Genomic DNA, 23,616 nt, shown 5'->3' with positions numbered 1-23,616 from the left:
CAATACGTGACAATTCCGTATTATGCCATTTTTTCCGCCGCTTCGCGTCAGATATTGGCTAAATCAGCCGTTCGCGCCATAATCGCTTTTTAACGTCCTGAAAAGGTACCCAATACCATGGAAATACGCGTTTTTCGCCAGGAAGATTTCGAAGAGGTGATCACCCTCTGGGAGCGCTGTGATCTGCTGCGTCCATGGAACGACCCTGAAATGGACATTGAGCGTAAAGTCAATCATGACGTCAGCTTGTTCCTGGTCGCTGAAGTGAATGGCGAGGTGGTCGGTACGGTGATGGGCGGATATGACGGGCATCGCGGCTCGGCCTATTACCTGGGCGTGCATCCTGAGTTTCGCGGTCGCGGCATTGCCAATGCGCTGCTCAACCGGCTGGAGAAAAAGCTCATTGCTCGCGGTTGTCCGAAGATTCAAATCATGGTGCGTGACGATAATGACGTCGTACAGGGTATGTATGAACGTCTGGGCTATGAACATGCGGATGTACTCAATCTGGGCAAGCGTTTGATCGAAGATGAAGAGTACTGAGTTTCATCCGGCCGACTATGACGCTCATGGGCGTCTGCGCCTGCCTTTTCTCTTCTGGTGCGTGCTGCTGCAGGCGCGCACTTGGGTTCTGTTTGTGATTGCCGGTTCTTCCCGCGAGCAGGGCAACACGCTGCTGAATCTGTTTTATCCCGATCACGACGCTTTCTGGCTGGGTTTGCTTCCCGGCGTTCCTGCGGTATTGGCATTTTTACTCAGCGGGCGACGCTTTGCGTTTCCGGTGGTATGGCGCTGGCTGCGAGGATTACTGATCCTCGCTCAACTGGTGCTACTGTGCTGGCAGCCGGTGATGTGGCTGGCAGGCGATCCGGTCAACGGCGTCGGGCTGGCGCTGCTGGTGGCGGATGTCGTTGCGCTGATCTGGCTGTTAACTAATCAACGTCTGCGCGCCTGTTTTTCCCTCGAGAAAGAATAACGGCACTTTTTGGCGAAACCGGACTCCAAGCAACGTTGATAAATAAGGAAGGAAGTGAAATGAAATCACTGCGTTTGACTTTATGCGCGATGCCGCTGCTATTGACCGGGTGTTCAACGTTGTCATCGGTGAACTGGTCTGCCGCCAATCCGTGGAACTGGTTTGGTTCTTCAACGCAGGTCACTGAGCAGGGCGTCGGAGCGTTGACTGGCGCAACCCCGCTGGATGAAAAAAACATTGCTGATGCGCTGGACGGTGATTACCGCCTGCGTAGCGGGATGAAGACCGATAACGGTAATGTGGTGCGCTTTTATGAAGCGATGAAAGATGACAAGCTGGCGATGGTCATCAATGGCAATCAGGGAACGATTAGCCGTATTGATGTAGTCGACAGCGATATTCCCTCTTCTGCGGGTGTCGAAATCGGTACACCGTTTAGCGACCTTTACACTAAAGCCTTTGGTAATTGTCAGAAGGCGACTGGCGATGACAGCGCGGGCGTTGAATGCAAAGCTGAGGGAAGTCAACATATTAGCTACGTCTTTTCCGGTGAGTGGAGCGGGCCTGAGGGCTTAATGCCGTCTGACGATACGTTGAAAGCATGGAAAGTAAGCAAAATTATCTGGCGGCGTTAATTTGCGTCTGAACAAATCGGCTTGTTAAAAAAACAGGTAGAATAGCGCCTATCAATGCCACGATGTCGTGGCATCTTTTTTTTCAGGAGGAACAATGTCTCAGGTTCAGAGTGGCATTTTGCCAGAACATTGCCGTGCGGCGATTTGGATTGAAGCCAATGTTAAAGGCGACGTTGAGGCCCTGCGTGGGGCCAGCAAAACCTTCGCCGATAAGCTGGCGACCTTTGAAGCGAAGTTCCCGGATGCGCATCTGGGCGCGGTTGTTGCTTTTGGCAACAACACCTGGCGTACACTGAGCGGCGGCGTTGGCGCAGAAGAGTTAAAAGACTTTATCCCTTACGGTAAAGGTCTTGCGCCAGCCACCCAGTATGATGTGCTGATTCATATTCTCTCTTTGCGTCATGACGTGAATTTCTCCGTTGCACAGGCGGCAATGGAAGCCTTTGGCGACTGTATTGAAGTCAAAGAAGAGATCCACGGTTTCCGTTGGGTTGAAGAGCGCGATCTCAGCGGCTTTGTTGACGGAACGGAAAACCCGGCAGGCGTTGAAACGCGCCGTGAAGTCGCGGTTATTAAAGATGGCGTGGATGCTGGTGGCAGCTATGTGTTTGTGCAGCGTTGGGAACATAACCTGAAGCAGCTTAACCGCATGAGCATTCATGACCAGGAAATGATGATTGGGCGTACCAAGGAAGCCAACGAAGAGATCGACGGTGATGACCGTCCGGTTACTTCTCACCTGAGCCGTGTCGATCTCAAAGAAGATGGTAAAGGACTGAAAATTGTGCGCCAGAGCCTGCCATACGGCACCGCCAGCGGTACGCACGGCCTCTATTTCTGTGCCTATTGCGCCCGCTTGCACAACATCGAGCAGCAACTGCTGAGCATGTTTGGCGACACTGACGGCAAGCGCGACGCGATGCTGCGCTTCACTAAACCGGTGACCGGCGGCTATTATTTCGCGCCATCGCTGGATCGTTTGCTGGCCCTGTAATTTTTTGATGCCAGATGGCGCTGATGCCGCCATCTGGCACAATATAGCTCTCCCTTGAACCACCCAACGTCCGCCATGCTGATGATGCACTCGCGTTGACGCTCATCCTGAAAAATCACCTCCCACGTTCATTATTATTTACCTGCCAGTTTCTCGGTTATGACAACGGTATTAAATGGAATTATTTAGAATCAATAAACTATTAATACCAATTTATTACTTTAAAAATTCTGAATATATCTGAATTAAATCACAATTTAAATGTGATGAAGATCGGATTTTTTAATGCAATTTATGAAAATAAAACAAATAATAAGTGTAATTAATTCCGATATAAATTGATTTAATGCCTTCATTTGTTGACAATTAAAATGGCTGTCTTGTAATCTGAAAATGACCGAAAAATAACGGAATTTATATTTAACCATTTTGCAACAAAGGGTCATTGGAGGTTTTATGTCTACAAAATTATGGGGTGGGCGTTTTGATATGCCTACAAATAAACTGGTCGAATCTTATAATGCGACAATTATGCTGGAACAACGTCTCTGCCCTTTTGATATTCAAGGGAGTATTGCTCACGCCACTATGCTGGGCCGTCAGGGGATTATCACGCAGGATGAAGCGAATGCGATTATTGGCGGGTTAAGGCAGGTTAATAAAGAGATTGAGGAAGGGCAATTCGTTTTTGATACCGTTGATGAAGATATTCATATGGCGATAGAAAGACGTATGACAGAAATAATTGGTCCTGTAGGCGGGAAGCTACATACCGGCCGCAGTCGTAATGACCAGACGACTGTCGATTCGAAAATGCACATGAGATCGACTATTCGTGAAATTCAGCAGGATATCGTTCATCTACAAAAAGTTATTATCAGCAAGGCTGAAAATAACATTAATGCGATCATGCCTGGCTATACTCATTTACAGACCGGTCAGCCTATTCTTCTGTCGCACTGGATAATGGCATATTATTGGATGTTACGCCGTGACTGGACTCGTTTTGCAGACCTTTATCAACGCATGGGGGAATGCCCTTTAGGTTCAGCAGCCCTTGCCGGTACTACTTTCCCCATTGATCGTGATTTCACGGCTAAAGAGCTTGGCTTTGACAAACCGACTGAAAACAGTATTGATTCTGTCAGCGATCGTGACCATATGGTTGAATTCACTGCCGCCGCTGCTATGTGCTTTATGCATCTTACCCGTTTGTCAGAAGAACTGGTTTTATTCTCAAGTCAGGATTTTAAATTTATTGAGCTTTCAGATGATTTCTGTACCGGTTCCAGCATCATGCCACAGAAGAAAAACCCCGACGTGGCTGAAAAAATGCGCGGTAAAGGGGGGCGTATGTACGGAAATCTAATGGCGATGTTGACCATTATGAAAGGTATCCCTCTGGCCTATAATACTGATATGAGTGAGGATAAAGAGCAGGTCTATGACTCTATGGATACCTTACAGACCAGTCTGAAAATTATGGCGCCGATGCTCGAAAAAATGGTTATTCTTTCAGATAATACTCGTAGCGCAGCGGCAAGAGGATTTTCAAACGCAACCGATATGGCTGACTACCTGGTTCGTAAAGGCATTCCTTTTAGAGAAGCTCACCATATTGTTGGCAGTGCTGTTAATTACTGTATAAAACATAGAAAAATGTTGGAAGAGCTTACCCCGGATGAATTCCACACATTTGATGATAAAATCGAAAATGATATTTATGAGAGTATATCTCTCGAAGCATGTATTAAATCAAGAATGTCTTATGGTGGCACAGGGACTGATGCTGTTAAAAAACAGATCGAAATTGCTAAATCATATTTAAACTAATCCCGAGCATAGTAATTAATATCTCCCGGATGCAATATCCGGGAGACGCTTTGAGGTGAAAAATGGATGCTTTGTTTTTTATACAATTATTTATTGTACTCGCCTGTATTGGTATAGGTGGACGTTATGGCGGAATGGGGCTGGGTGCTGGTGGAGGACTTGGTGTTGCAATATTAGTTCTGGGTTTTGGACTAAAACCCTCCGCACCATCTATTACTGCAATGCTAATTATTATTTGTGTGATTGGCGCTGTCAGCGTATTACAGGCCGCTGGTGGGCTTGATTACCTGGTGCGCGTGGCTGAAAAATTACTCCGTAAAAAACCACAGGCAATTACTTTTGTTGCCCCCATATTAACTTCCATATTTACGCTATTCTGTGGGACTACTTACGTTGCTTTCTCTTTGTATCCGGTTGTCGCTGAAGTAGCTGCTGAAGCAAAGGTCCGTCCGGAGCGAGCGTTGTCCGCAACGGTTATTGCGGCCAGTGTCGCGGTTGCTGCCAGTCCGATGAGTGCGGCAACCGCTGGGATGCTGGCTATTCTGCATGAATATGCCGGGATTAGCCTTGGGCAAATACTGACGATTGCTCTCCCATCATTCTTTATGGCAGCTATTGTTACCAGCTTTTCTGTTTATAAACGCGGAAAAGAGCTGGAGGATGATCCGGAATTTCAGAGGAGAGTTGCTGCTGGCGAATATGAGTTCATGCATACTGAGCAGAAAAAAGAATTTGTTGCTTCAGCTGGCGCTAAAAAAGGTGTCGTTATCTTTGCGATTGGTGTGGTACTGGTACTTATTTTAGGTTCTTTTACTGAGTTACTCCCTTCCTGGGATGGAAAAAGACTGTCAACCCCAATGGTTATTCAGATGGTCATGTTGACAGCCGCTTTGTTTATTATGATTGTCAGTAAAGTACCAAGTAGTACCTTGAATAGCGGCTCAGTCTTCCGTGCAGGTTTGATGGGAGTGGTAGCAATACTCGGTGTTTCATGGATGACGGCGACGTTTTTTGATGCCTATCAGCCAGAACTGATTAAGGTTTTTGGTGGCATTGTCAATGATGCACCAATGCTATTTGGTGTGGTTGTATTCTTGTTCTCGCTGGTCATTATGAGCCCGGCGGCGACGGTAGCTGCCATCATGCCACTCGGTGTTACCTTAGGTATTCCAGCCCCGTTTCTTATCGCTATTTTTGCTTGTACCTGTGGTGACTTTATTATACCTGGAGCAAATCAAATCGGCTGTGTTGCATTTGATCGAACTGGTACCACAAAGATTGGACGCTTTGTTGTCAACCATAGCTATATTCGTCCGGGCTTTGTGATGGTTATCTCTCAGGTAATTTTTGCTTATCTCATTGCTCAGGTTGTTCTGTAAAGTACATTCTATGGAAAATTGCAGTGGTGCTATTCAGAAGTGAGTACCAGGCATCCTCTCTGAATTCATTCAGGGGGGATGCCATGAAGAAAAGGTTTACCACAATTAAATTGCTCTCTCACTACATCAGCATTTTGGAAAAAAGGAAGCAAAAAAGGGTTGATGCTACAACGGTAACAAGACCAGGTAGCATGTAACTGTGATTAACCACATACTTGCCAATTCGAGTTGTCCCGGTACGATCAAACGCCACACAGCCAATCTGTGCCCCCCCTGGAATAATGAATGATCCACAAGTCAGCGGGAGCAGGGCGACCAGGGTTTCTGCCGGATATCCCATTAACACGCCAGCGGGGAGTAGCGCTACAGCAGTCGCTGCGGGGCTATAAATTACGGCTGAAAGACCAAAAACAATAATGCCGAACAAGACTGGATTCTGAAAACCGTGGAAAGCCGTGTTAAATAATTCGTGCCATGCCTCAAAAAAGGAGTTCATCATCCATGACAGACCAAATATGGCGACAACACCCACAAGACCTGCTTTAAAGACAGAACCTGAATCGAGTTTTGACGGAGAAATTCGACATACCATCATAATAATACATGCTGTTGTCAGCATAACTATTTGCAGCGTGGTAGGGATACTCATACGTTCCATTCCGGTACCGTTATTCCACTCAGGACGTAATTCAGGAATTGAACCCATAAGAACGACCAGAATGATACCGGTAAGGAAAATCAGCAATCCTCTCTTCGCCTCTTTTGTCACTATATTGGCTGTTCGCTCTTCAGCTTTTACTGATTCAAACTCACCTTCAGCAACCCTGCGTTGGAATTCCGGATCATTTTTAAGCTCATGACCTCTTTTAAAGACGAACAGGCAGCCGACAACGCAGCCAAGGAACGTTCCGGGAACGGTGACTAACAAGATATCTAAAGCAGAGACATGTAATCCAGCAAGGACAGCAATTGTCCCTGTTACGACCGCACTGACCGGGCTGGCAATAAGCCCAAAATTGGCAGCGATTACTGACATCGACATGGCTCTCTCTGGCCGTACTCTGGCATCTGCTGCAATTTCAGCAATGACTGGATAAACCGAAAAGGCAACATATCCTGTTCCGCAGATAGCAGTAAAAAGGTAAGCGACTGCGGGGCCGAGGAAAGTGATCGCGCCCGGCCACTTTCTGAGGATCCGTTCTGCCATCGTAACGAATAAATCAAGCCCGCCAGCCGCCTGGAGGATTGTGATGCAAGTGATAACCGCAAGGATAATAGAAATAACAGTGAAAGGAGGTGAGTCGGGAGGGAGTCCAAAACCAAAAGTCAGGATAGCGAGTCCTAACCCGCCAGCAGCCCCCAGGCCAATCCCACCAAAACGCCCACCTATACCGATACATATAAGTACTATCGCAAACTGAGTTACGAATAACACCATAATTAATTCCTTTTTATTAACAAATGGCTTGGTATAATTTGAATAATAGGGGCTATAATCTTACCATAACAGTATATTAAGCAATCTAACTTATTAGATTATTTATACTCATCAGTTTTGCAGCACTTTAATCCGAGAGTGTTTATGGATAACAAAAACGAACTGTTTGAAAGTATTAAAAATTATCTGCTTGATGATGCTAACCGCAATGCTGATGGTCGCATTGAAACTGAAACTGAGCTTGCCGTTCGTTTTAATACATCAAGATATAAAGTTCGTCAGGCGCTCAGCACACTGGTGCAGATGGGAATGTTGGAACGATCTCCTCGTCGTGGCAGCGTCTTGAAGAATTTGGAACAGCACAACATAAATCACCAGTTGTTAATGCAGTTTGATTTGTCTGGGTTTGATATCACAGAATTTACAGAGGCAAGGATCCTGATTGAATGCGCGATTATCCCTCTGGCAACGCGTAGAATTTTTCCGGCGATGCTCTCCAAACTTGAAAATGAGCTAAGGCTTATTGAAGAGAATGCGGATAACCCCCAGGTGGCCGATCGTCACGATAGAGATTTTCATTTGCTCTTGCTACAGGCGAGTGGCAACCGGGTGCTGCAGGTTTTCTCTGATGTCCTCATTACTTATTTTGAGAAAACAAGGGAGTCGTTACCTGCGAACGATCGTCAGTATTTTCTTGATACGGCGGCAAAACAGAGGGAAATACTGTTTCATATTAAAAAAGGGGATGCGCAGATGGCATCGGAGTTGATGAGAGCACATTTGCTGGAAAAACGGCTGTAAGTCTTCTGTTAACCTGGTCAGAGCATGTTTACCGTTGGGTCCCCGCAACGCCGGGGATTTTTTTTACCTGAGATTAACCTGATTTAGTGAGCTATTCCTCAGCACTTATTTGTTATTGCTGTATCTTCTGCGTGAATGAAGCGAATGCTTCATATTCAAAAGGAGAATATTGAAATGGGAAAACTCACGGGCAAAACAGCATTGATTACGGGCGCATCTCAGGGTATTGGCGAAGGGATCGCCAGAACATTTGCCCGCCATGGCGCGAACCTAATCCTGCTGGATATCTCCGATGAGATTGAAAAACTGGCGGATGAGTTGGCTGGGCGCGGGCACCGTTGCACCGCCGTACACGCTGACGTCAGAGATTTTGCGTCGGTCACGGAAGCGGTAAAACGCGCGAAGAAGATTGAAGGCAAAATCGATATTCTGGTCAACAATGCGGGCGTATGTCGCCTCGGCAACTTCCTTGATATGAGCGATGAAGATCGCGATTTCCACATTGATATCAACATTAAAGGTGTCTGGAACGTGACGAAAGCCGTTCTGCCGGAGATGATTGCGCGCAAAGACGGGCGCATCGTGATGATGTCATCTGTGACCGGCGATATGGTTGCCGATCCGGGCGAAACGGCCTACGCGCTGTCGAAAGCCGCAATCATCGGTTTGACCAAATCTCTGGCGGTGGAATACGCGCAGTCCGGCATTCGCGTTAATGCCATTTGCCCGGGCTACGTTCGTACGCCGATGGCGGAAAATATCGCTCGTCAGTCTAATCCGGAGGATCCTGAATCCGTATTAGTCGAAATGGCAAAAGCGATCCCGATGCGCCGCTTGGCCTGCCCACTTGAGGTTGGTGAACTGGCGGCATTCCTGGCGTCGGATGAGTCCAGTTACTTGACTGGCACGCAAAACGTGATTGATGGCGGCAGCACCCTGCCTGAAAGCGTTAGCGTCGGCGTCTGATTGATGCCGGTCTCCTCCCCGTGCGCTGGGGAGGAGGTACCCTTATTCTCTTTTCAACTTTCAAATCATCAAACGGTATATAAAACCGTTACTCCTTTAGCACTGGTTATAAATATGATGACCATAAGAAAGTCATTAAATTTATAAGGGTGCGCAATGGCCGTTAACTTACTGAAAAAAAGAACCCTGACGCTGGCAGCAATGCTGCTGGTGGGTCAGGCGCAGGCAACGGAGCTGCTGAACAGTTCATACGATGTCTCTCGCGAGCTGTTTGCCGCCCTTAACCCGCCGTTTGAACAGCAATGGGCGAAGGATAACGGCGGTGACAAACTGACGATTAAACAATCTCATGCCGGGTCATCAAAACAGGCGCTGGCGATTCTGCAGGGGCTGAAAGCCGATGTGGTGACCTATAACCAGGTGACCGATGTGCAGATCCTGAATGACAAAGGCAAGCTGATCCCGGCCGACTGGCAAAGTCGTCTGCCGAATAACAGTTCGCCATTCTATTCCACCATGGCGTTTTTGGTGCGTAAGGGTAACCCGAAGAATATCCACGAATGGAACGACCTGGTTCGCCCGGACGTGAAACTGATTTTCCCGAATCCGAAAACCTCCGGTAACGCGCGTTATACCTATCTGGCTGCGTGGGGTGCGGCAGATAAAGCGGATGGTGGGGATAAAGCCAAAACTGAACAGTTCATGACCCAGTTTCTGAAAAACGTGGAAGTGTTTGATACCGGCGGTCGCGGGGCAACCACCACATTCGTGGAACGCGGCCTGGGCGATGTGCTGATCACCTTTGAATCAGAAGTGAACAACATCCGTAAACAGTATGAAGATCAGGGCTTCGAAGTGGTGGTGCCGAAGGTCAACATTCTGGCGGAGTTCCCGGTGGCCTGGGTAGATAAAAATGTGCAGGCTAACGGTACTGAAAAAGCGGCAAAAGCTTACCTGAACTGGCTGTACAGCCCGCAGGCGCAAACCATCATTACCGATTTCTACTACCGCGTGAATAACCCGCAGGTGATGGACAAACTGCAGGATAAATTCCCGCAGACCGAACTTTTCCGCGTGGAAGACAGGTTTGGCTCGTGGCCTGAGGTAATGAAAACGCACTTTGTCAGCGGCGGTGAGTTGGACAAACTGTTGGCGGCGGGGCGTAAGTAAATGTTTGCTGTTTCTTCCCGACGCGTGCTGCCCGGCTTTACCTTAAGTTTGGGCACCAGCTTACTGTTTGTCTGCCTGATTTTGCTGCTGCCGCTTAGCGCGCTGGTGATGCAATTGGCGCAAATGAGCTGGGCGCAATACTGGGATGTGATTACCAACCCGCAGGTGGTGGCGGCTTATAAAGTGACGCTGCTGTCGGCGTTTGTGGCGTCGATTTTTAACGGCGTGTTTGGTTTGCTGATGGCGTGGATCTTAACCCGCTATCGCTTTCCGGGCCGTACGCTGCTGGATGCGCTGATGGATCTGCCGTTTGCGCTGCCTACGGCGGTAGCAGGTCTGACGCTGGCATCGCTGTTTTCAGTCAACGGTTTCTACGGCGAGTGGCTGGCGAAGCTGGATATTAAAGTGACCTACACCTGGCTTGGCATTGCGGTGGCGATGGCTTTTACCAGCATTCCATTCGTGGTGCGTACCGTGCAGCCGGTGCTGGAAGAGTTAGGTCCGGAGTATGAAGAAGCGGCGGAAACGCTCGGCGCTACGCGCTGGCAGAGCTTTCGTAAAGTGATACTACCGGAGCTGTCTCCCGCGCTAGTCGCGGGCGTTGCGCTCTCGTTTACCCGCAGCCTCGGTGAGTTTGGCGCGGTTATCTTTATCGCCGGAAACATCGCATGGAAAACGGAAGTGACCTCGCTGATGATTTTTGTTCGTTTGCAGGAGTTTGACTACCCGGCCGCCAGCGCGATTGCATCTGTGATCCTCGGGGCTTCGTTGCTGCTGCTGTTTTCAATTAACACCCTGCAAAGTCGCTTTGGTCGACGCGTGGTAGGTCACTGATGGCAGACATTACCCAATTGAAGCGTTATGGCGCACCCCGCATCAACTGGGGGAAATGGTTTCTGATCGGCACGGGCATGCTGGTATCCGCCTTTATTTTGCTGGTGCCGATGGTTTACATCTTCGTGCAGGCGTTCAGCAAGGGGTTGATGCCGGTATTACACAACCTGGCTGATCCGGACATGCTGCACGCCATCTGGCTGACGGTGCTGATTGCGCTGATTGCGGTGCCGGTGAACCTGGTGTTTGGCGTGTTACTGGCCTGGCTGGTGACCCGCTTTAACTTCCCTGGACGCCAGTTGTTGCTCACATTACTGGATATTCCGTTTGCCGTTTCACCGGTGGTCGCCGGCCTGGTCTATCTGCTGTTTTACGGCTCTAACGGCCCGCTTGGCGGATGGCTGGATGAACACAACCTGCAAATTATGTTTGCCTGGCCGGGAATGGTGCTGGTGACGGTGTTCGTGACCTGTCCGTTTGTGGTGCGCGAACTGGTGCCGGTGATGTTAAGCCAGGGCAGCCATGAAGATGAGGCGGCGGTTCTGCTTGGCGCATCCGGCTGGCAAATGTTCCGTCGCGTTACGCTGCCGAATATCCGTTGGGCATTGCTGTACGGTGTGGTGCTGACCAACGCCCGTGCGATTGGCGAGTTCGGCGCGGTATCGGTGGTTTCTGGCTCGATTCGCGGTGAAACCTTGTCTTTGCCGTTACAGATTGAATTACTGGAGCAGGACTACAACACAGTCGGCTCCTTTACCGCCGCGGCGCTATTAACGCTGATGGCGATTATTACCTTGTTTTTGAAGAGCATGTTGCAATGGCGCCTGGAAAACCAGGAGAAACGCGCGCAGCAGGAGGAAAATCATGAGCATTGAGATTGCCAATATTAAGAAGTCTTTTGGTCGCACCCAGGTGCTGAACGATATCTCGCTGGATATTCCTTCAGGTCAGATGGTCGCCCTGTTGGGGCCTTCCGGATCGGGCAAAACTACGCTGCTGCGCATCATCGCCGGGCTGGAGCATCAGTCCAGCGGGCATATCCGTTTCCACGGCACTGATGTCAGCCGTTTGCACGCCCGCGACCGTAAGGTGGGGTTCGTGTTTCAGCACTATGCGCTGTTTCGTCATATGACCGTTTTCGACAATATCGCTTTTGGTCTGACTGTTCTGCCACGGCGTGAGCGCCCTAATGCGGCGACGATCAAAGCAAAAGTGACCAAACTGCTGGAGATGGTTCAACTGGCTCATCTGGCGGACCGTTTCCCGGCACAGCTTTCCGGGGGGCAAAAGCAGCGCGTGGCGTTGGCGCGTGCGCTGGCGGTAGAGCCGCAGATCTTGTTGCTCGACGAGCCGTTTGGCGCGCTCGATGCTCAGGTGCGTAAAGAACTGCGTCGCTGGCTACGTCAGTTGCATGAAGAGCTGAAGTTCACCAGCGTGTTTGTTACCCACGATCAGGAAGAAGCGACGGAAGTCGCAGACCGCGTGGTGGTGATGAGCCAGGGTCATATCGAGCAGGCCGATGCGCCCGATCAGGTATGGCGCGAACCGGCTACCCGTTTTGTCCTGGAATTTATGGGTGAAGTTAACCGCCTGCAAGGGACGATTCGCGGTGGACAATTCCACGTGGGCGCACATCGCTGGCCGCTGGGCTATACGCCTGGCTATCAGGGGCCGGTGGATCTGTTCCTGCGTCCGTGGGAAGTGGACGTCAGCCGTCGTACCAGTCTGGATTCGCCGTTGCCGGTACAGGTGCTGGAAGCCAGCCCGAAAGGACACTACACCCAATTAGTTGTGCAACCCTTGGGGTGGTATAACGAACCGCTGACGGTGATTATGCAGGGCGATGATTCCCCGAACCGCGGCGAACGTCTGTTTGTTGGGCTGCAAAATGCGCGTTTGTATAATGGCGACCAGCGTATTGAAACGCGTGAAGAGGAACTTGCTCTGGCGCAAAGTGCCTGATAGGTTAATTCGTATAGTTATCATCCGGTGGCGCTGCGCTTACCGGGCTTAACGGGTGGTGCATGACCTGTAAGCCGGGTAAGCGCAGCGCCACCCGGCATTTTATTGAGCTGAAAACGTGAACACATTAGAACAAACAATTGGCAATACGCCTCTGGTGAAATTACAACGTCTGACGGCGGATAACGGCAGTGAAATTTGGGTCAAGCTGGAAGGCAATAATCCCGCAGGTTCGGTGAAAGACCGCGCGGCGTTGTCGATGATCGTTGAAGCGGAAAAGCGCGGGGAAATTCAGCCTGGCGACGTGCTGATTGAGGCCACCAGCGGTAATACGGGTATTGCGCTGGCGATGATTGCCGCGCTGAAAGGCTACCGCATGAAGCTCCTGATGCCAGACAACATGAGCCAGGAGCGACGTGCGGCGATGCGTGCTTACGGGGCTGAACTGGTTCTGGTGACCAAAGAGCAGGGGATGGAAGGGGCGCGTGATTTAGCCCTTGAGATGGCGCAGCGCGGAGAAGGTAAACTTCTCGATCAGTTTAATAATCCTGATAACCCGTATGCGCACTACACGACTACCGGACCCGAAATCTGGCAGCAGACGTCAGGCCGTATTACCCATTTCGTCTCCAGCATGGGGACGACAGGCACCATTACCGGCGTATCGCGTTTTCTGCGTGAACAGGACAAACCCGTCACCATCGTTGGCCTGCAGCCGGAAGAAGGCAGTAGTATTCCGGGCATTCGTCGCTGGCCAGCGGAATATATGCCGGGCATTTTCAACGCCTCGCTGGTGGATGAGGTGCTGGATATTCATCAGAACGATGCGGAAAACACCATGCGTGAACTTGCCGTTCGCGAAGGGATTTTTTGCGGAGTGAGTTCTGGCGGCGCGGTTGCGGGCGCGTTACGCGTGGCGCGCGCGACACCGGGGGCGGTGGTGGTGGCGATCATCTGCGATCGCGGCGATCGCTACCTTTCCACCGGGGTCTTTGGCGAAGAGCATTTCAGCCAGGGATTAGGTATTTAATTTGTCGGCCTGATAAGCGTAGCGCTAGCAGGCAACCGTACGGCACGCTCGCCGGATGACGACGCAAAGCGTCTTCTCCGGCCCGCACTGTTCAATCGTTACGTTTTTCTACCAACTTATCAAGGAATTGCCACAGCGTCTCATTCATCTGCTGGTAATCCCAGGTGCGCATCTCTTCAACAGCGCGAATAAAGCGTTTCCCTTTCGCTTCGGCCAGTTCTTGCTCAGAGTGCTGAATTAATCCTTCGACCGCTTCGGCGGTAAACTCCATATGGCACTGAAAACCATAGACGAAATTACCGTATTGTACGATTTGTCGCGGACATCCCTCGCTTGTGGCAAGAATTGTCGCCTGGTCGGTCAATCCCGGCATGTCATTGTGCCAGTGACCCACGTTGAGCGGTGAGCCGAAATGGCTGAACAACGGATGCTGTTGGCCTGCCTCGGTCAGGGCGATCGGATAGTGACCAATCTCTTTTTCCGGGCTTTGGCACACCTTCGCGCCCAGTGCTTCGCCGATTAACTGCGACCCCAAACAGATCCCCACCACGATTTTTCGTGCCGCAATCGCCTGGTTTATCAGATGTTGCTCTGCCTGAGAGTCAAAGTATGGGCACTCTGCGAGCGTGGTGCGGGGTGACTGCGGCCCACCAAATACCACCAGCATATCGAAGCCATCGGCATTAGCGGGAACAGTTTCTCCAGCGTAAACGCGCGACCAACTGATGGTATAGCCGCGTGATTCGGCCCACGGCAGGTACGCGCCAGCAGATTCGAAAGACTCATGAATAACAAAATGAACTCGCACTTTTCCTCTCCTGTTAGCACTTTAGCGCCTGATGGATATCAGTCGCCAGCTTATCAATGTCGCTGTCTGCTAATGTTGACAGCGTAATGCGCAGGCCATGCGCAGGCGTATTGACGCCAAACACTTCGCCTTCACGTACCAGCCAGCCGGACTTTGCCAGCGCAAAAGCGATCGCCTGGCTGTTATCTTCTAGCGGCAGCCACAGATTAAGACCGTCGCTGTCGGGCAGCGTAATGCCATGAAGCCGCAGAGCCGCTGCCAGCTTTTGCTGCTGGGCGGCGTAAAACTGCTGAGTTTGCGCCAGCGTGTGTTGATAAGTCTCGTCAATCAGGCAGGCGCAGGCCAGATCCTGCAGCAGATGGCTGACCCACTGACTGCCGGCGTTGAGCCGTAAACGCAGTTTCGCGGAAGTGAGTGGATCGCTGGCGACGATGGCCAGGCGTAAATCCGGGCCTAATGTTTTCGACATTGAGCGAACAATCGCCCAGTGCGTGGTTTCCTTCGCAATCACCGGATACCAACGGCATGCGGACAGCAGCGCAAAGTGGTCGTCGACGATCACCAGCGTCTGCGGATAGCGGGCCAGGATTTCCTGCAATTGCGCCGCGCGGGATGCGCTCAGACTGCATCCTGTCGGATTATGGGCGCGCGGCGTCAGAATCACCGCCCGCGCGCCTTTCTGTAGCGCGATTTCCAGCATGTCTGGCTGCATGCCTTCGCTGTCAACGTTGACCGGACTGGCGGAGAATCCGGCATAACGAAGCATGTTGATGCTGCTCAAAAAGCATGGATCTTCTACCACAACGCTGTCGCCAGGCAGTAAATGGGCGCACAGTAGGCGCTCAATGGCATCAATGGCGCCGCTGGTGATATCAATTTCTCCCGTGGCTGGCATCGCATCTTGCATCCATTGCGCGGCCCACGCCTTAAGGCCGGGTGATACAGCGGCATCGCCGTACAAACGAGGATTCTTATTTATTTGCGCGAAATAACGGCTGAGGTCGGGAAGACGCGCGGGGGCTGGATTACCGCCGGAAAGATCGATAAGCGCGGTATCCGGATTGCCGCCTTCCAGCGCAACGGGGGCTGAAATCCCCTTGATTACCGTGCCGTTACGTCCCTGGCTTTGTGCCAGCCCGGAGGTGACCAGGCGTTTATAAGCCGCCGCGACAGTATTACGGTTAACGTTCAATGCTGTTGCCAGTTCACGCACCGGCGGCAACGTTTCTCCTGCCGCCAACGTGCCTGTAGCGACATGTTGACGAATACTGTCAAAAATTTCGTTAGCGGTTTTTCCGTCGATCATTATTGACCTATGACAAAATGAATTTTAGCATATGACGATAATAGTGAGGCGTAAGCCCGCTGTCCAGCGAGAGGAGAAATTTATGGAGCAGGGGAGTGATATTCAGTCAGTGCTCTTCGGCGACAAGCATCGGGCGTTACAGACCGATATCGTCGCCGTCCAGTCACAGGTGGTTTATGGCAGCGTAGGCAACAGCATCGCCGTTCCGGCCATTAAAGCGCAGGGATTACGCGTGACGGCAGTGCCTACGGTGCTGTTCAGTAATACCCCGCATTATGAAACATTTTACGGCGGCGTTATTCCGGCCGACTGGTTTAGCGGGTATCTCCGCGCCTTGAATGAGCGTGATGCTTTACGCGAGCTGAAGGCGGTGACTACAGGCTATATGGGCAGTGCAGAGCAAATCGCTCTGTTAGCACAGTGGCTGGAAACGGTGCGGGCTACGCATCCGACAGTGTGCATTTTGGTCGACCCGGTGATTGGCGATACGGACAGCGGTATGTATGTAAAAGCTGAAATTCCGCAGGCCTACCGTCAGCACCTGCTACCGCTGGCTCAGGGACTGACGCCGAACGTGTTTGAACTGCAAATGCTGAGCGGAAAGCCGTGTCGTACGCTTGATGAAGCCATCACGGCGGCGCAATCGCTGCTTACCGAAACGCTGAAATGGGTGGTGATCACCAGCGCGCCGGGGGATAGCGAAGATATTATTAACGTGGCGGTAGTGACGGCTGAAACGGTTGAGGTGTTCGCTCATCCACGGGTTAAAACGGATCTGAAGGGAACTGGCGATCTGTTTTGTGCTGAACTGGTGAGCGGTATTGTGCTGGGTAAAGCGCTGACAACCGCGACGCACGATGCAGCACAGCGCGTACTGGAAGTGATGAAATGGACCAATCTGTGCGGTTGTGATGAGTTAATTCTGCCACCGGCAGGGGAGGCGCGATGAAGAGTTACCGGCTGGTGGTTCGCCAGAATGGGCGTATGGTTGGACATTTTGACACCAGCGGGGCAACGGCGCTGGAAGATATCTGTGTGGCGCGGGCCATGTTTGGCATCGCGGGTGGCTACAATTGTGAACTGTTAGTGGCGGATTCGGAGCGACGGATGCTGGAAAGCGGGCCGGAAGGGATGAAAATCCTGATGCGCGAGGCGTGTTACCGACCGGTCACCTCACAAATTTAGCGCTTTTCCGAACTACAAAAAACCGTTGTCGGGGTATATACAAAATCATTCAGGTTGCATCAAGGCGGCAAAGGAGAGAATCCCCGGGAGCGTACATGAGTACGTGACTGGGGTGAGCGACTGCAGCCAACACAGAGGCAATCTGAAGGATGATGTATATAAAAAAATGGCGCCTGATGGCGCCATCTTTCTCAGCAGCAAGAATTACTTCTTGATGCGGATAACCGGAGTTTCACCCACTGTCACGCTACCGGACAGTTTGATCAGCTCTTTGATTTCGTCCATGTTGGAGATAACAACCGGAGTCAGGGTAGACTTGGCTTTTTCTTCCAGCAGCGGCAGATCGAATTCAATAACCGGGTCGCCCACTTTAACGCGCTGACCTTCTTCAGCGATGCGCTTAAAGCCTTCGCCTTTCAGTTCAACGGTATCAATACCGAAGTGAACAAACAGCTCAATGCCGCTGTCGGATTCGATAGAGAAAGCGTGGTTGGTTTCAAAGATTTTGCCGATGGTGCCATCAACAGGGGCGACCATTTTGTTACCGGTTGGTTTGATAGCGATGCCATCACCAACGATTTTTTCAGCAAAAACTACATCCGGCACGTCTTCGATGTTGACGATCTCGCCAGAGAGCGGAGCAACAATCTCAATAGTTCCGGTGTCTTTCTTATCATCAGAAACCAGAGATTTCAGTTTATCGAACAAACCCATGATCTTCTCCTAAGCAGTAAATTGGGCCGCATCTCGTGGATTAGCAGATTGTTTTTTCTTCAATGAACTTGTTAACCAGCGTCATTAACTCGTCCGTTGTCGGTTGAGCAAGAGCCTGCTCTGCTAACACCTTCGCATCTTCGAAGTTCGTGTTACGGATAATCTTCTTAATGCGCGGGATAGAAATGGCGCTCATAGAGAATTCGTCCAGACCCATCCCCAGCAACAGAAGTGTAGCACGTTCGTCGCCTGCAAGCTCACCACACATGCCAGTCCATTTGCCTTCCGCATGAGAAGCATCAATAACTTGCTTGATCAGCGTCAGCACAGATGGCGACATCGGTTGGTAAAGGTGTGAAATCATATCATTACCACGGTCAACTGCCAGGGTGTACTGCGTTAAATCATTGGTGCCGATACTAAAGAAATCAACTTCTTTGGCTAAATGACGCGCAATTGTTGCCGCTGCCGGTGTTTCCACCATCACGCCAATCTCAATGCTTTCGTCAAATGCTTTACCTTCATCGCGCAGTTCCTGTTTGTAGATTTCGATCTCTTTGCGTAGTGCGCGCACTTCTTCAACAGAGATGATCATTGGGAACATGATGCGCAGTTTGCCGAAAGCAGAGGCGCGCAGGATAGCGCGAACCTGATCCCGCAGGATCTCTTTACGATCCATGGCGATACGTACGGCACGCCAGCCCAGGAACGGGTTCTCTTCTTTCGGGAAGTTCATGTACGGCAGCTCTTTATCGCCGCCGATGTCCATGGTACGGACGATGACCGCCTGAGAGCCACAGGCTTCAGCAACGGCTTTATACGCGGCAAACTGTTCTTCTTCAGTCGGCAGCGATTCACGGTCCATGAACAGGAATTCGGTGCGGTACAGACCAACACCCTCGGCGCCATTACGCTCAGCGCCTTCAACGTCACGAACGGTACCGATGTTGGCGCAAACTTCTACCTGATGTCCGTCCCAGCGTGATAGCCGGGAGATCTTTCAGCTTAGCGAGTTCCGCTTTTTCGGTAGCAACCTGCTCCTGAACGGCGCGCAGTTGCTCAATAACTTCATTGGTCGGATTGACGTAAACCTGGTTGTTTACGGCATCCAGAATCAGATAGTCGTCGTTTTTAACCTGAGAGGTGACGCTACCCGTACCTACGATGGCTGGCAGTTCCAGAGAACGCGCCATGATAGAAGTATGGGAAGTCCGTCCGCCCGCGTCGGTGATGAAACCCAGCACCTTGTTCAGGTTCAGCTGTGCGGTTTCTGACGGGGTCAGGTCTGCGGCTACCAGGATAACTTCTTCCTGAATAGCGCTCAGGTCGATAATAGCCAGACCCAGGATGTTACGCAGCAGGCGTTTACCGATGTCACGTACGTCAGCCGCACGTTCTTTCAGGTATTCATCATCCAGCTCTTCAAGGGCTGTGGCCTGACCTTCGATAACTTCATGCGCAGCTGCATCAGCCGTCATGTGCTTATCTTTAATCAGGGCTATGATTTCCTGCTCCAGCTCCTCATCTTCGAGCAGCATGATATGCCCTTCAAAGATGGCTTCTTTTTCTTCACCGAACGTTTCACCAGCTTTGGTTTTGATCGCTTCCAGTTGCGCAGATGCCTTGGCACGACCGCTCAGAAAACGTTCAACTTCCTGATCAACCTTGTCGGCAGAAATTTTTTTCCGGTCAATGACGATCTCGTCTTCTTTCAGCAGCAATGCTTTACCGAAAGCGATACCCGGGGATGCTAAAATGCCTGAAATCATAACCCTACCTTACTTGTGACTGATATTTAAAAGAACTCGTTGAACTTACTCGAGTTCAGCCATCAGTTTAACCAGATGCTCAACTGCTTTCTGCTCGTCTTCACCTTCTGCGGACAGGGTGACAACGGTACCCTGAGTCAGGCCCAGAGTCTGCAGTTTAAACAGGCTTTTGGCGCTAGCGCTTTTGCCGTTGGAAGTCACAGTAATTTCAGAAGTAAAGCCTTTTGCTTCTTTAACAAACTGAGCAGCAGGGCGAGTATGCAGACCGTTCGGAGCGGTAATGGTAACTTCTTGCTGGAACATTATATTTCCCCAACTTATAGGTTTAGTGTTGTGGAACTAAAGTCTAGCCTGGCGGTTCAACTTTAGCCTGTATTGTTAGCATCGGCGTAAACTGGACGCGACACAAAAGGAGTTCGGTGCAATCCGTTGCTGGCAACTTCTTGCCGCTGACGTTTCGTTCGTCATTAAACATTATGCCGCGAAAGGAAGAGTTGAACCAAATCATAAAATCGATTCAGCTAGCGCTTTTCCTGTAACGATTAATTTCGCGCATCAAAATAATTAGTTTGGTTAAATACCAGTTCCGGCGGGTTGAATCAATGCCAGGAGAGTTGAAAATTTGAAGCAGGCCACAAAAAAACACCCCAAAGGGTGCTTTTTTACGCGTTTTTAACATGCTGGCATTACTGTTGCAGTTCTTTCTCTGTGAAGAGATCGGCAAACAGTGCAGTGCTCAGATAACGCTCACCCGATGACGGTAGGATAACCACAATATTCTTATTGGTAAAGGATTCATCTTCCTGGAGCTTAAGCGCGGCAGCCACGGCTGCGCCAGAAGAGATCCCTGCCAGAATACCTTCTTCTTCCATCAGGCGGCGCGCGGTAGAAATAGCTTCATCATTGGTGATGGCAACGACTTTATCGATAAGCTTCAGATCAAGGTTGCCAGGAATGAAGCCCGCGCCAATACCCTGAATTTTATGCGGGCCAGGTTTGAGTTCTTCACACGCCAATGCCTGGGCGATAACAGGGGAGTCAGTAGGTTCTACCGCGACGGTGATCAGGTCGGTTTTGCCTTTAGTGCCTTTAATGTAACGGGTCACGCCAGTTAGCGTACCGCCGGTGCCGACGCCGGAAATAAAGACATCAACCTGGCCATCGGTATCTTCCCAGATTTCCGGGCCGGTGGTTTTTTCGTGAATTTCCGGGTTCGCCGGGTTGCTGAACTGCTGCAGCAGCAGGAATTTTTCCGGATCGCTGGCTACGATTTCTTCCGCTTTCTGAATTGCGCCCTTCATACCTTTTGCGCCTTCAGTCAGCACCAGGTTCGCGCCCAGCGCTTTTAAGAGCTTGCGGCGCTCAATGCTCATGGTTTCCGGCATGGTCAGAGTCAGTTTGTAACCACGGGCGGCGGCGACGTAGGCCAGCGCAATCCCCGTGTTGCCGCTGGTCGGTTCTACCAGCTCAACGCCCGGTTTCAGTACACCACGTTTTTCGGCATCCCAAATCATATTGGCACCGATACGGCATTTGACGCTAAAGCTTGGGTTGCGTGATTCCACCTTCGCCAGAATGCGTCCGTTACCGATACGGTTCAGTCGAACCAGCGGCGTATGACCGATAGTCAGCGAGTTATCTTCAAAAATCTTACTCATGGCCTGTCCTTAACTGTATGAAATTGGGATACCGCTTCAGCATACCTGTTGAGAAAGTATGGGGAAGTAAGGAATTCGCATATCTATATGCTGATGAGAAATAATGCGTAGCAGTATGGAATAAGAGCGGGCATAAGCCAGCCCGCTTTTACACATTTTTGCATTACTTCCATAACGCATGCTTAGCACGATAGCAGTCTACCCACATCGCCGTGGCACCACAAACCGCTACCGGCATGATGAACAGATTGAGCACCGGAATCATGGTGAACAGGCTGGTCAATGCGCCAAACTGCATATTGGTCACCTTGCGCGTGCGCAGCGCGACGCGCATCTCCTTAAAAGGGACCTTATGGTTATCAAAAGGATAATCGCAGTACTGAATAGCCAGCATCCACGCGCTGAACAGGAACCACAGGACCGGGGCGACGGTCTGCCCAATGCCAGGAATAAAATAGAGAATCAGCAATACGAAGGCGCGCGGGAGATACCACGCCAGCTTTTGCCATTCGCGTTTCATAATGCGCGGAACGTCTTTCATAATGCCGAGAATGCCGGTGTCGGGCGGTGTTGCGCCCGTTAAGCGCGCTTCCAGCTGTTCAGCCAGCAGACCGTTAAACGGTGCGGCGATCCAGTTGGCGATAGTGGAGAACAGGTAGCCGAACACCAACAGCACGGAAATGGTCACAATCGGCCACAGTAAATAGCTGAGCCACTGAAGCCAGTCAGGGACGTGACTCATCAGCGCGGGAACCCAGTTACCGAGTTGTGTAAATAACCACCAGAATGCGCCGCCCATCAGCAGGATATTCACCAGCAAAGGCAGAATAACAAAACGACGAATGCCCGGTTGGGTGATGAGCTTCCATCCCTGAGAAAAGTAATAAAGGCCGCTGCGAGGTACAACTGCAGATGATGAAACCATGGTCAGGACGTACTCCTTGTTATATAAGCTCTGGTAAACTGTGCGTATCTTACCGGGTTGTTGAGCGTTAAGCTGTTCGGAAATGTTCGAAAAAACAGCAAAAAGCACAATTTTGTTCATCTTTATGCCGTGAAAGCCAAGAGTACACTTGCACTTGGCGTAATCGACAAATACTCTTAGTGAGTAAATGTTTGCCGTGGTGGCAAGGTGTTAGAACAACAGAGAATATAATGATGCAGGATTTGCGTCTGATATTAATCATTGTTGGCGCGATCGCCATAATCGCTTTACTGGTACATGGTTTTTGGACTAGCCGTAAAGAGCGGTCTTCTATATTCCGCGATCGCCCACTGAAACGCATGAAGTCTAAACGTGAAGACGAGGATTCGTTCGACGACAACGTCGAGGAAGACGAAGGCGTGGGTGAAGTTCGCGTTCATCGTGTGAATCATGCTCCCGGTAATGCGCAGGAACATGGTGTTCCTCCTCAGTCGCCGCAACACCAGTACCAGCCGCCTTATGCGTCTGCTCAGCCGCGTCAGCCTGCGCAGCAGCCTGCACAAGCGCCGGTACCACCGCCGCATGTTCAGCAGCCTGTACAACCGCAGCAGCCGGTGCAACATCAGCCTGTTCAGCAGCCACCTGTGCAGCAACCTGTTGCCCCGCAGGTTCAGCAACCTGCTCAGCAGGCACCGCAACCAGCGCCGCAGACCTTCCAGCCAGCAGAGCCTGTTGTTGAACATCAACCGCAGCCCGAGCCGGTAGTAGAAGAAGCGCCTGTTGCTGAAAAACCGCAGCGTAAAGAAGCGGTCATCATTATGAACGTTGCGGCTCATCATGGTAGCGAGCTCAACGGGGAAGTGCTGCTCAACAGCATTCAGCAGGCCGGTTTCAAATTTGGCGATATGAATATTTTCCATCGTCATTTGAGCCCGGATGGCAGCGGTCCGTCGCTGTTCAGCCTCGCTAATATGGTTAATCCGGGAACGTTTGACCCAGAAATGACGGGCGACTTCAGCACCCCTGGTGTGACTATTTTTATGCAGGTTCCGTCCTACGGGGACGAGCTGCAAAACTTTAAGCTGATGCTGCAGTCCGCACAGCACATTGCCGATGAAGTGGGTGGTGTGGTGCTCGACGATCAACGTCGCATGATGACGCCGCAGAAACTGCGCGAGTATCAGGACCGCATCCGCGAAGTTAAAGAATCTCGCGCCTGATTTTCCTCTGGCG

The 23,616-nt window shown here is 50.9% G+C and carries 23 protein-coding genes and 1 pseudogene; 16 read left to right on the top strand and 8 right to left on the bottom strand.

The genetic code is table 11. The annotated features are described in order from the left end of the window. The first annotated feature begins 117 nt into the window (after positions 1-117). The 6 genes from GPJ68_RS17680 to GPJ68_RS17655 all read left to right on the top strand — a co-directional run bounded on the left by GPJ68_RS17680 (position 118) and on the right by GPJ68_RS17655 (position 5,817). Complete coding sequence (locus GPJ68_RS17680; protein ID WP_003038048.1) at positions 118-543, top strand: GNAT family acetyltransferase; 426 nt, start codon at positions 118-120, stop codon at positions 541-543. Next, complete coding sequence (locus GPJ68_RS17675; protein ID WP_180836896.1) at positions 530-976, top strand: DUF2919 domain-containing protein; 447 nt, start codon at positions 530-532, stop codon at positions 974-976. The genes GPJ68_RS17680 and GPJ68_RS17675 overlap by 14 nt, the downstream gene beginning before the upstream one ends. 59 nt (positions 977-1,035) lie before the next feature. After that, positions 1,036-1,611, top strand: a complete 576-nt coding sequence (locus tag GPJ68_RS17670; protein WP_016157097.1) for an RpoE-regulated lipoprotein — start codon at positions 1,036-1,038, stop codon at positions 1,609-1,611. Positions 1,612-1,705: 94 nt separating this feature from the next. Continuing rightward, entirely contained in the window at positions 1,706-2,605 is a 900-nt protein-coding gene (yfeX, locus tag GPJ68_RS17665) for a porphyrinogen peroxidase (protein WP_016153939.1), read from the top strand. A 456-nt stretch (positions 2,606-3,061) separates the two neighbouring features. After that, the gene (gene argH / locus GPJ68_RS17660; protein ID WP_104651175.1) at positions 3,062-4,438 is read left to right on the top strand and encodes an argininosuccinate lyase; all 1,377 of its coding nucleotides are present in this window, start codon (positions 3,062-3,064) and stop codon (positions 4,436-4,438) included. 62 nt (positions 4,439-4,500) lie between these two features. Next, a complete protein-coding gene (locus GPJ68_RS17655) occupies positions 4,501-5,817 on the top strand; it encodes an anaerobic C4-dicarboxylate transporter family protein (protein WP_016153937.1) in 1,317 nt (438 codons plus the stop codon). A gap of 121 nt (positions 5,818-5,938) precedes the next feature. Here GPJ68_RS17655 and GPJ68_RS17650 read toward each other — a convergent pair whose 3' ends face one another. Then, complete coding sequence (locus GPJ68_RS17650; RefSeq protein ID WP_016153936.1) at positions 5,939-7,255, bottom strand: anaerobic C4-dicarboxylate transporter family protein; 1,317 nt, start codon at positions 7,253-7,255, stop codon at positions 5,939-5,941. 144 nt (positions 7,256-7,399) lie between these two features. Here GPJ68_RS17650 and GPJ68_RS17645 point away from each other — a divergent pair, with 144 nt between their 5' ends. The 7 genes from GPJ68_RS17645 to cysM all read left to right on the top strand — a co-directional run bounded on the left by GPJ68_RS17645 (position 7,400) and on the right by cysM (position 14,018). Continuing rightward, positions 7,400-8,056: a FadR/GntR family transcriptional regulator gene (locus GPJ68_RS17645; RefSeq protein WP_104651176.1), complete on the top strand. Its 657-nt coding sequence runs from the start codon at positions 7,400-7,402 to the stop codon at positions 8,054-8,056. Positions 8,057-8,230: 174 nt separating this feature from the next. Next, positions 8,231-9,022, top strand: coding sequence for an SDR family oxidoreductase UcpA (gene ucpA, locus GPJ68_RS17640; RefSeq protein ID WP_016153934.1), 792 nt, complete (start codon positions 8,231-8,233; stop codon positions 9,020-9,022). Positions 9,023-9,178: 156 nt separating this feature from the next. Beyond that, the gene (locus GPJ68_RS17635) at positions 9,179-10,192 is read left to right on the top strand and encodes a sulfate ABC transporter substrate-binding protein (RefSeq protein WP_104651177.1); all 1,014 of its coding nucleotides are present in this window, start codon (positions 9,179-9,181) and stop codon (positions 10,190-10,192) included. Then, positions 10,193-11,026, top strand: coding sequence for a sulfate/thiosulfate ABC transporter permease CysT (gene cysT / locus GPJ68_RS17630; RefSeq protein ID WP_104651178.1), 834 nt, complete (start codon positions 10,193-10,195; stop codon positions 11,024-11,026). Further along, complete coding sequence (gene cysW, locus GPJ68_RS17625; protein WP_016153932.1) at positions 11,026-11,901, top strand: sulfate/thiosulfate ABC transporter permease CysW; 876 nt, start codon at positions 11,026-11,028, stop codon at positions 11,899-11,901. The genes cysT and cysW overlap by 1 nt, the downstream gene beginning before the upstream one ends. Then, a complete protein-coding gene (gene cysA / locus GPJ68_RS17620) occupies positions 11,891-12,988 on the top strand; it encodes a sulfate/thiosulfate ABC transporter ATP-binding protein CysA (protein ID WP_016153931.1) in 1,098 nt (365 codons plus the stop codon). Before cysW ends, cysA begins: the two co-directional genes overlap by 11 nt. 118 nt (positions 12,989-13,106) lie before the next feature. Then, entirely contained in the window at positions 13,107-14,018 is a 912-nt protein-coding gene (gene cysM / locus GPJ68_RS17615) for a cysteine synthase CysM (protein ID WP_016153930.1), read from the top strand. 91 nt (positions 14,019-14,109) lie between these two features. Here the strand turns inward: cysM and GPJ68_RS17610 are convergent, their stop codons facing one another. Together GPJ68_RS17610 and ptsJ are read right to left on the bottom strand one after the other, a co-directional pair. After that, complete coding sequence (locus GPJ68_RS17610) at positions 14,110-14,826, bottom strand: GMP synthase (protein ID WP_016157091.1); 717 nt, start codon at positions 14,824-14,826, stop codon at positions 14,110-14,112. A 13-nt stretch (positions 14,827-14,839) separates the two neighbouring features. Continuing rightward, positions 14,840-16,132 carry a transcriptional regulator PtsJ gene (ptsJ, locus tag GPJ68_RS17605; RefSeq protein WP_104651180.1) on the bottom strand — a complete coding sequence of 431 codons (1,293 nt, stop codon included), beginning with the start codon at positions 16,130-16,132 and terminating at the stop codon, positions 14,840-14,842. 82 nt (positions 16,133-16,214) lie between these two features. On the opposite strand from ptsJ, the gene pdxK reads away from it, so the two are divergent. Continuing rightward, a complete protein-coding gene (gene pdxK, locus GPJ68_RS17600) occupies positions 16,215-17,081 on the top strand; it encodes a pyridoxine/pyridoxal/pyridoxamine kinase (RefSeq protein ID WP_016153927.1) in 867 nt (288 codons plus the stop codon). After that, positions 17,078-17,317 (top strand): hypothetical protein, encoded by a 240-nt coding sequence (locus GPJ68_RS17595; protein ID WP_016153926.1) that lies wholly within the window; start codon positions 17,078-17,080, stop codon positions 17,315-17,317. Before pdxK ends, GPJ68_RS17595 begins: the two co-directional genes overlap by 4 nt. Positions 17,318-17,521: 204 nt before the next feature. Here GPJ68_RS17595 and crr read toward each other — a convergent pair whose 3' ends face one another. The 5 genes and pseudogenes from crr to cysZ all read right to left on the bottom strand — a co-directional run bounded on the left by crr (position 17,522) and on the right by cysZ (position 22,383). Then, positions 17,522-18,031 (bottom strand): PTS glucose transporter subunit IIA, encoded by a 510-nt coding sequence (gene crr, locus GPJ68_RS17590; protein ID WP_000522253.1) that lies wholly within the window; start codon positions 18,029-18,031, stop codon positions 17,522-17,524. 40 nt (positions 18,032-18,071) lie between these two features. Beyond that, positions 18,072-19,800, bottom strand: a pseudogene (gene ptsI / locus GPJ68_RS17585) (phosphoenolpyruvate-protein phosphotransferase PtsI). A gap of 45 nt (positions 19,801-19,845) precedes the next feature. Then, the gene (ptsH, locus tag GPJ68_RS17580; protein ID WP_002913505.1) at positions 19,846-20,103 is read right to left on the bottom strand and encodes a phosphocarrier protein Hpr; all 258 of its coding nucleotides are present in this window, start codon (positions 20,101-20,103) and stop codon (positions 19,846-19,848) included. 383 nt (positions 20,104-20,486) lie between these two features. Then, the gene (gene cysK, locus GPJ68_RS17575; RefSeq protein WP_180836894.1) at positions 20,487-21,458 is read right to left on the bottom strand and encodes a cysteine synthase A; all 972 of its coding nucleotides are present in this window, start codon (positions 21,456-21,458) and stop codon (positions 20,487-20,489) included. Between the two features lie 163 nt (positions 21,459-21,621). After that, positions 21,622-22,383 (bottom strand): sulfate transporter CysZ, encoded by a 762-nt coding sequence (gene cysZ / locus GPJ68_RS17570; protein ID WP_016153924.1) that lies wholly within the window; start codon positions 22,381-22,383, stop codon positions 21,622-21,624. Positions 22,384-22,613: 230 nt separating this feature from the next. Between cysZ and zipA the strand changes: the two genes are divergently transcribed. After that, positions 22,614-23,603: a cell division protein ZipA gene (gene zipA, locus GPJ68_RS17565; protein ID WP_104651181.1), complete on the top strand. Its 990-nt coding sequence runs from the start codon at positions 22,614-22,616 to the stop codon at positions 23,601-23,603. Positions 23,604-23,616: the final 13 nt, after the last annotated feature.

The sequence above is a fragment of the Citrobacter sp. 172116965 genome (assembly GCF_013458095.1).
In the GTDB taxonomy this organism is placed as follows: Bacteria; Pseudomonadota; Gammaproteobacteria; order Enterobacterales; family Enterobacteriaceae; genus Citrobacter; species Citrobacter braakii.
This window is presented reverse-complemented; position numbering and strand designations above follow the sequence as displayed.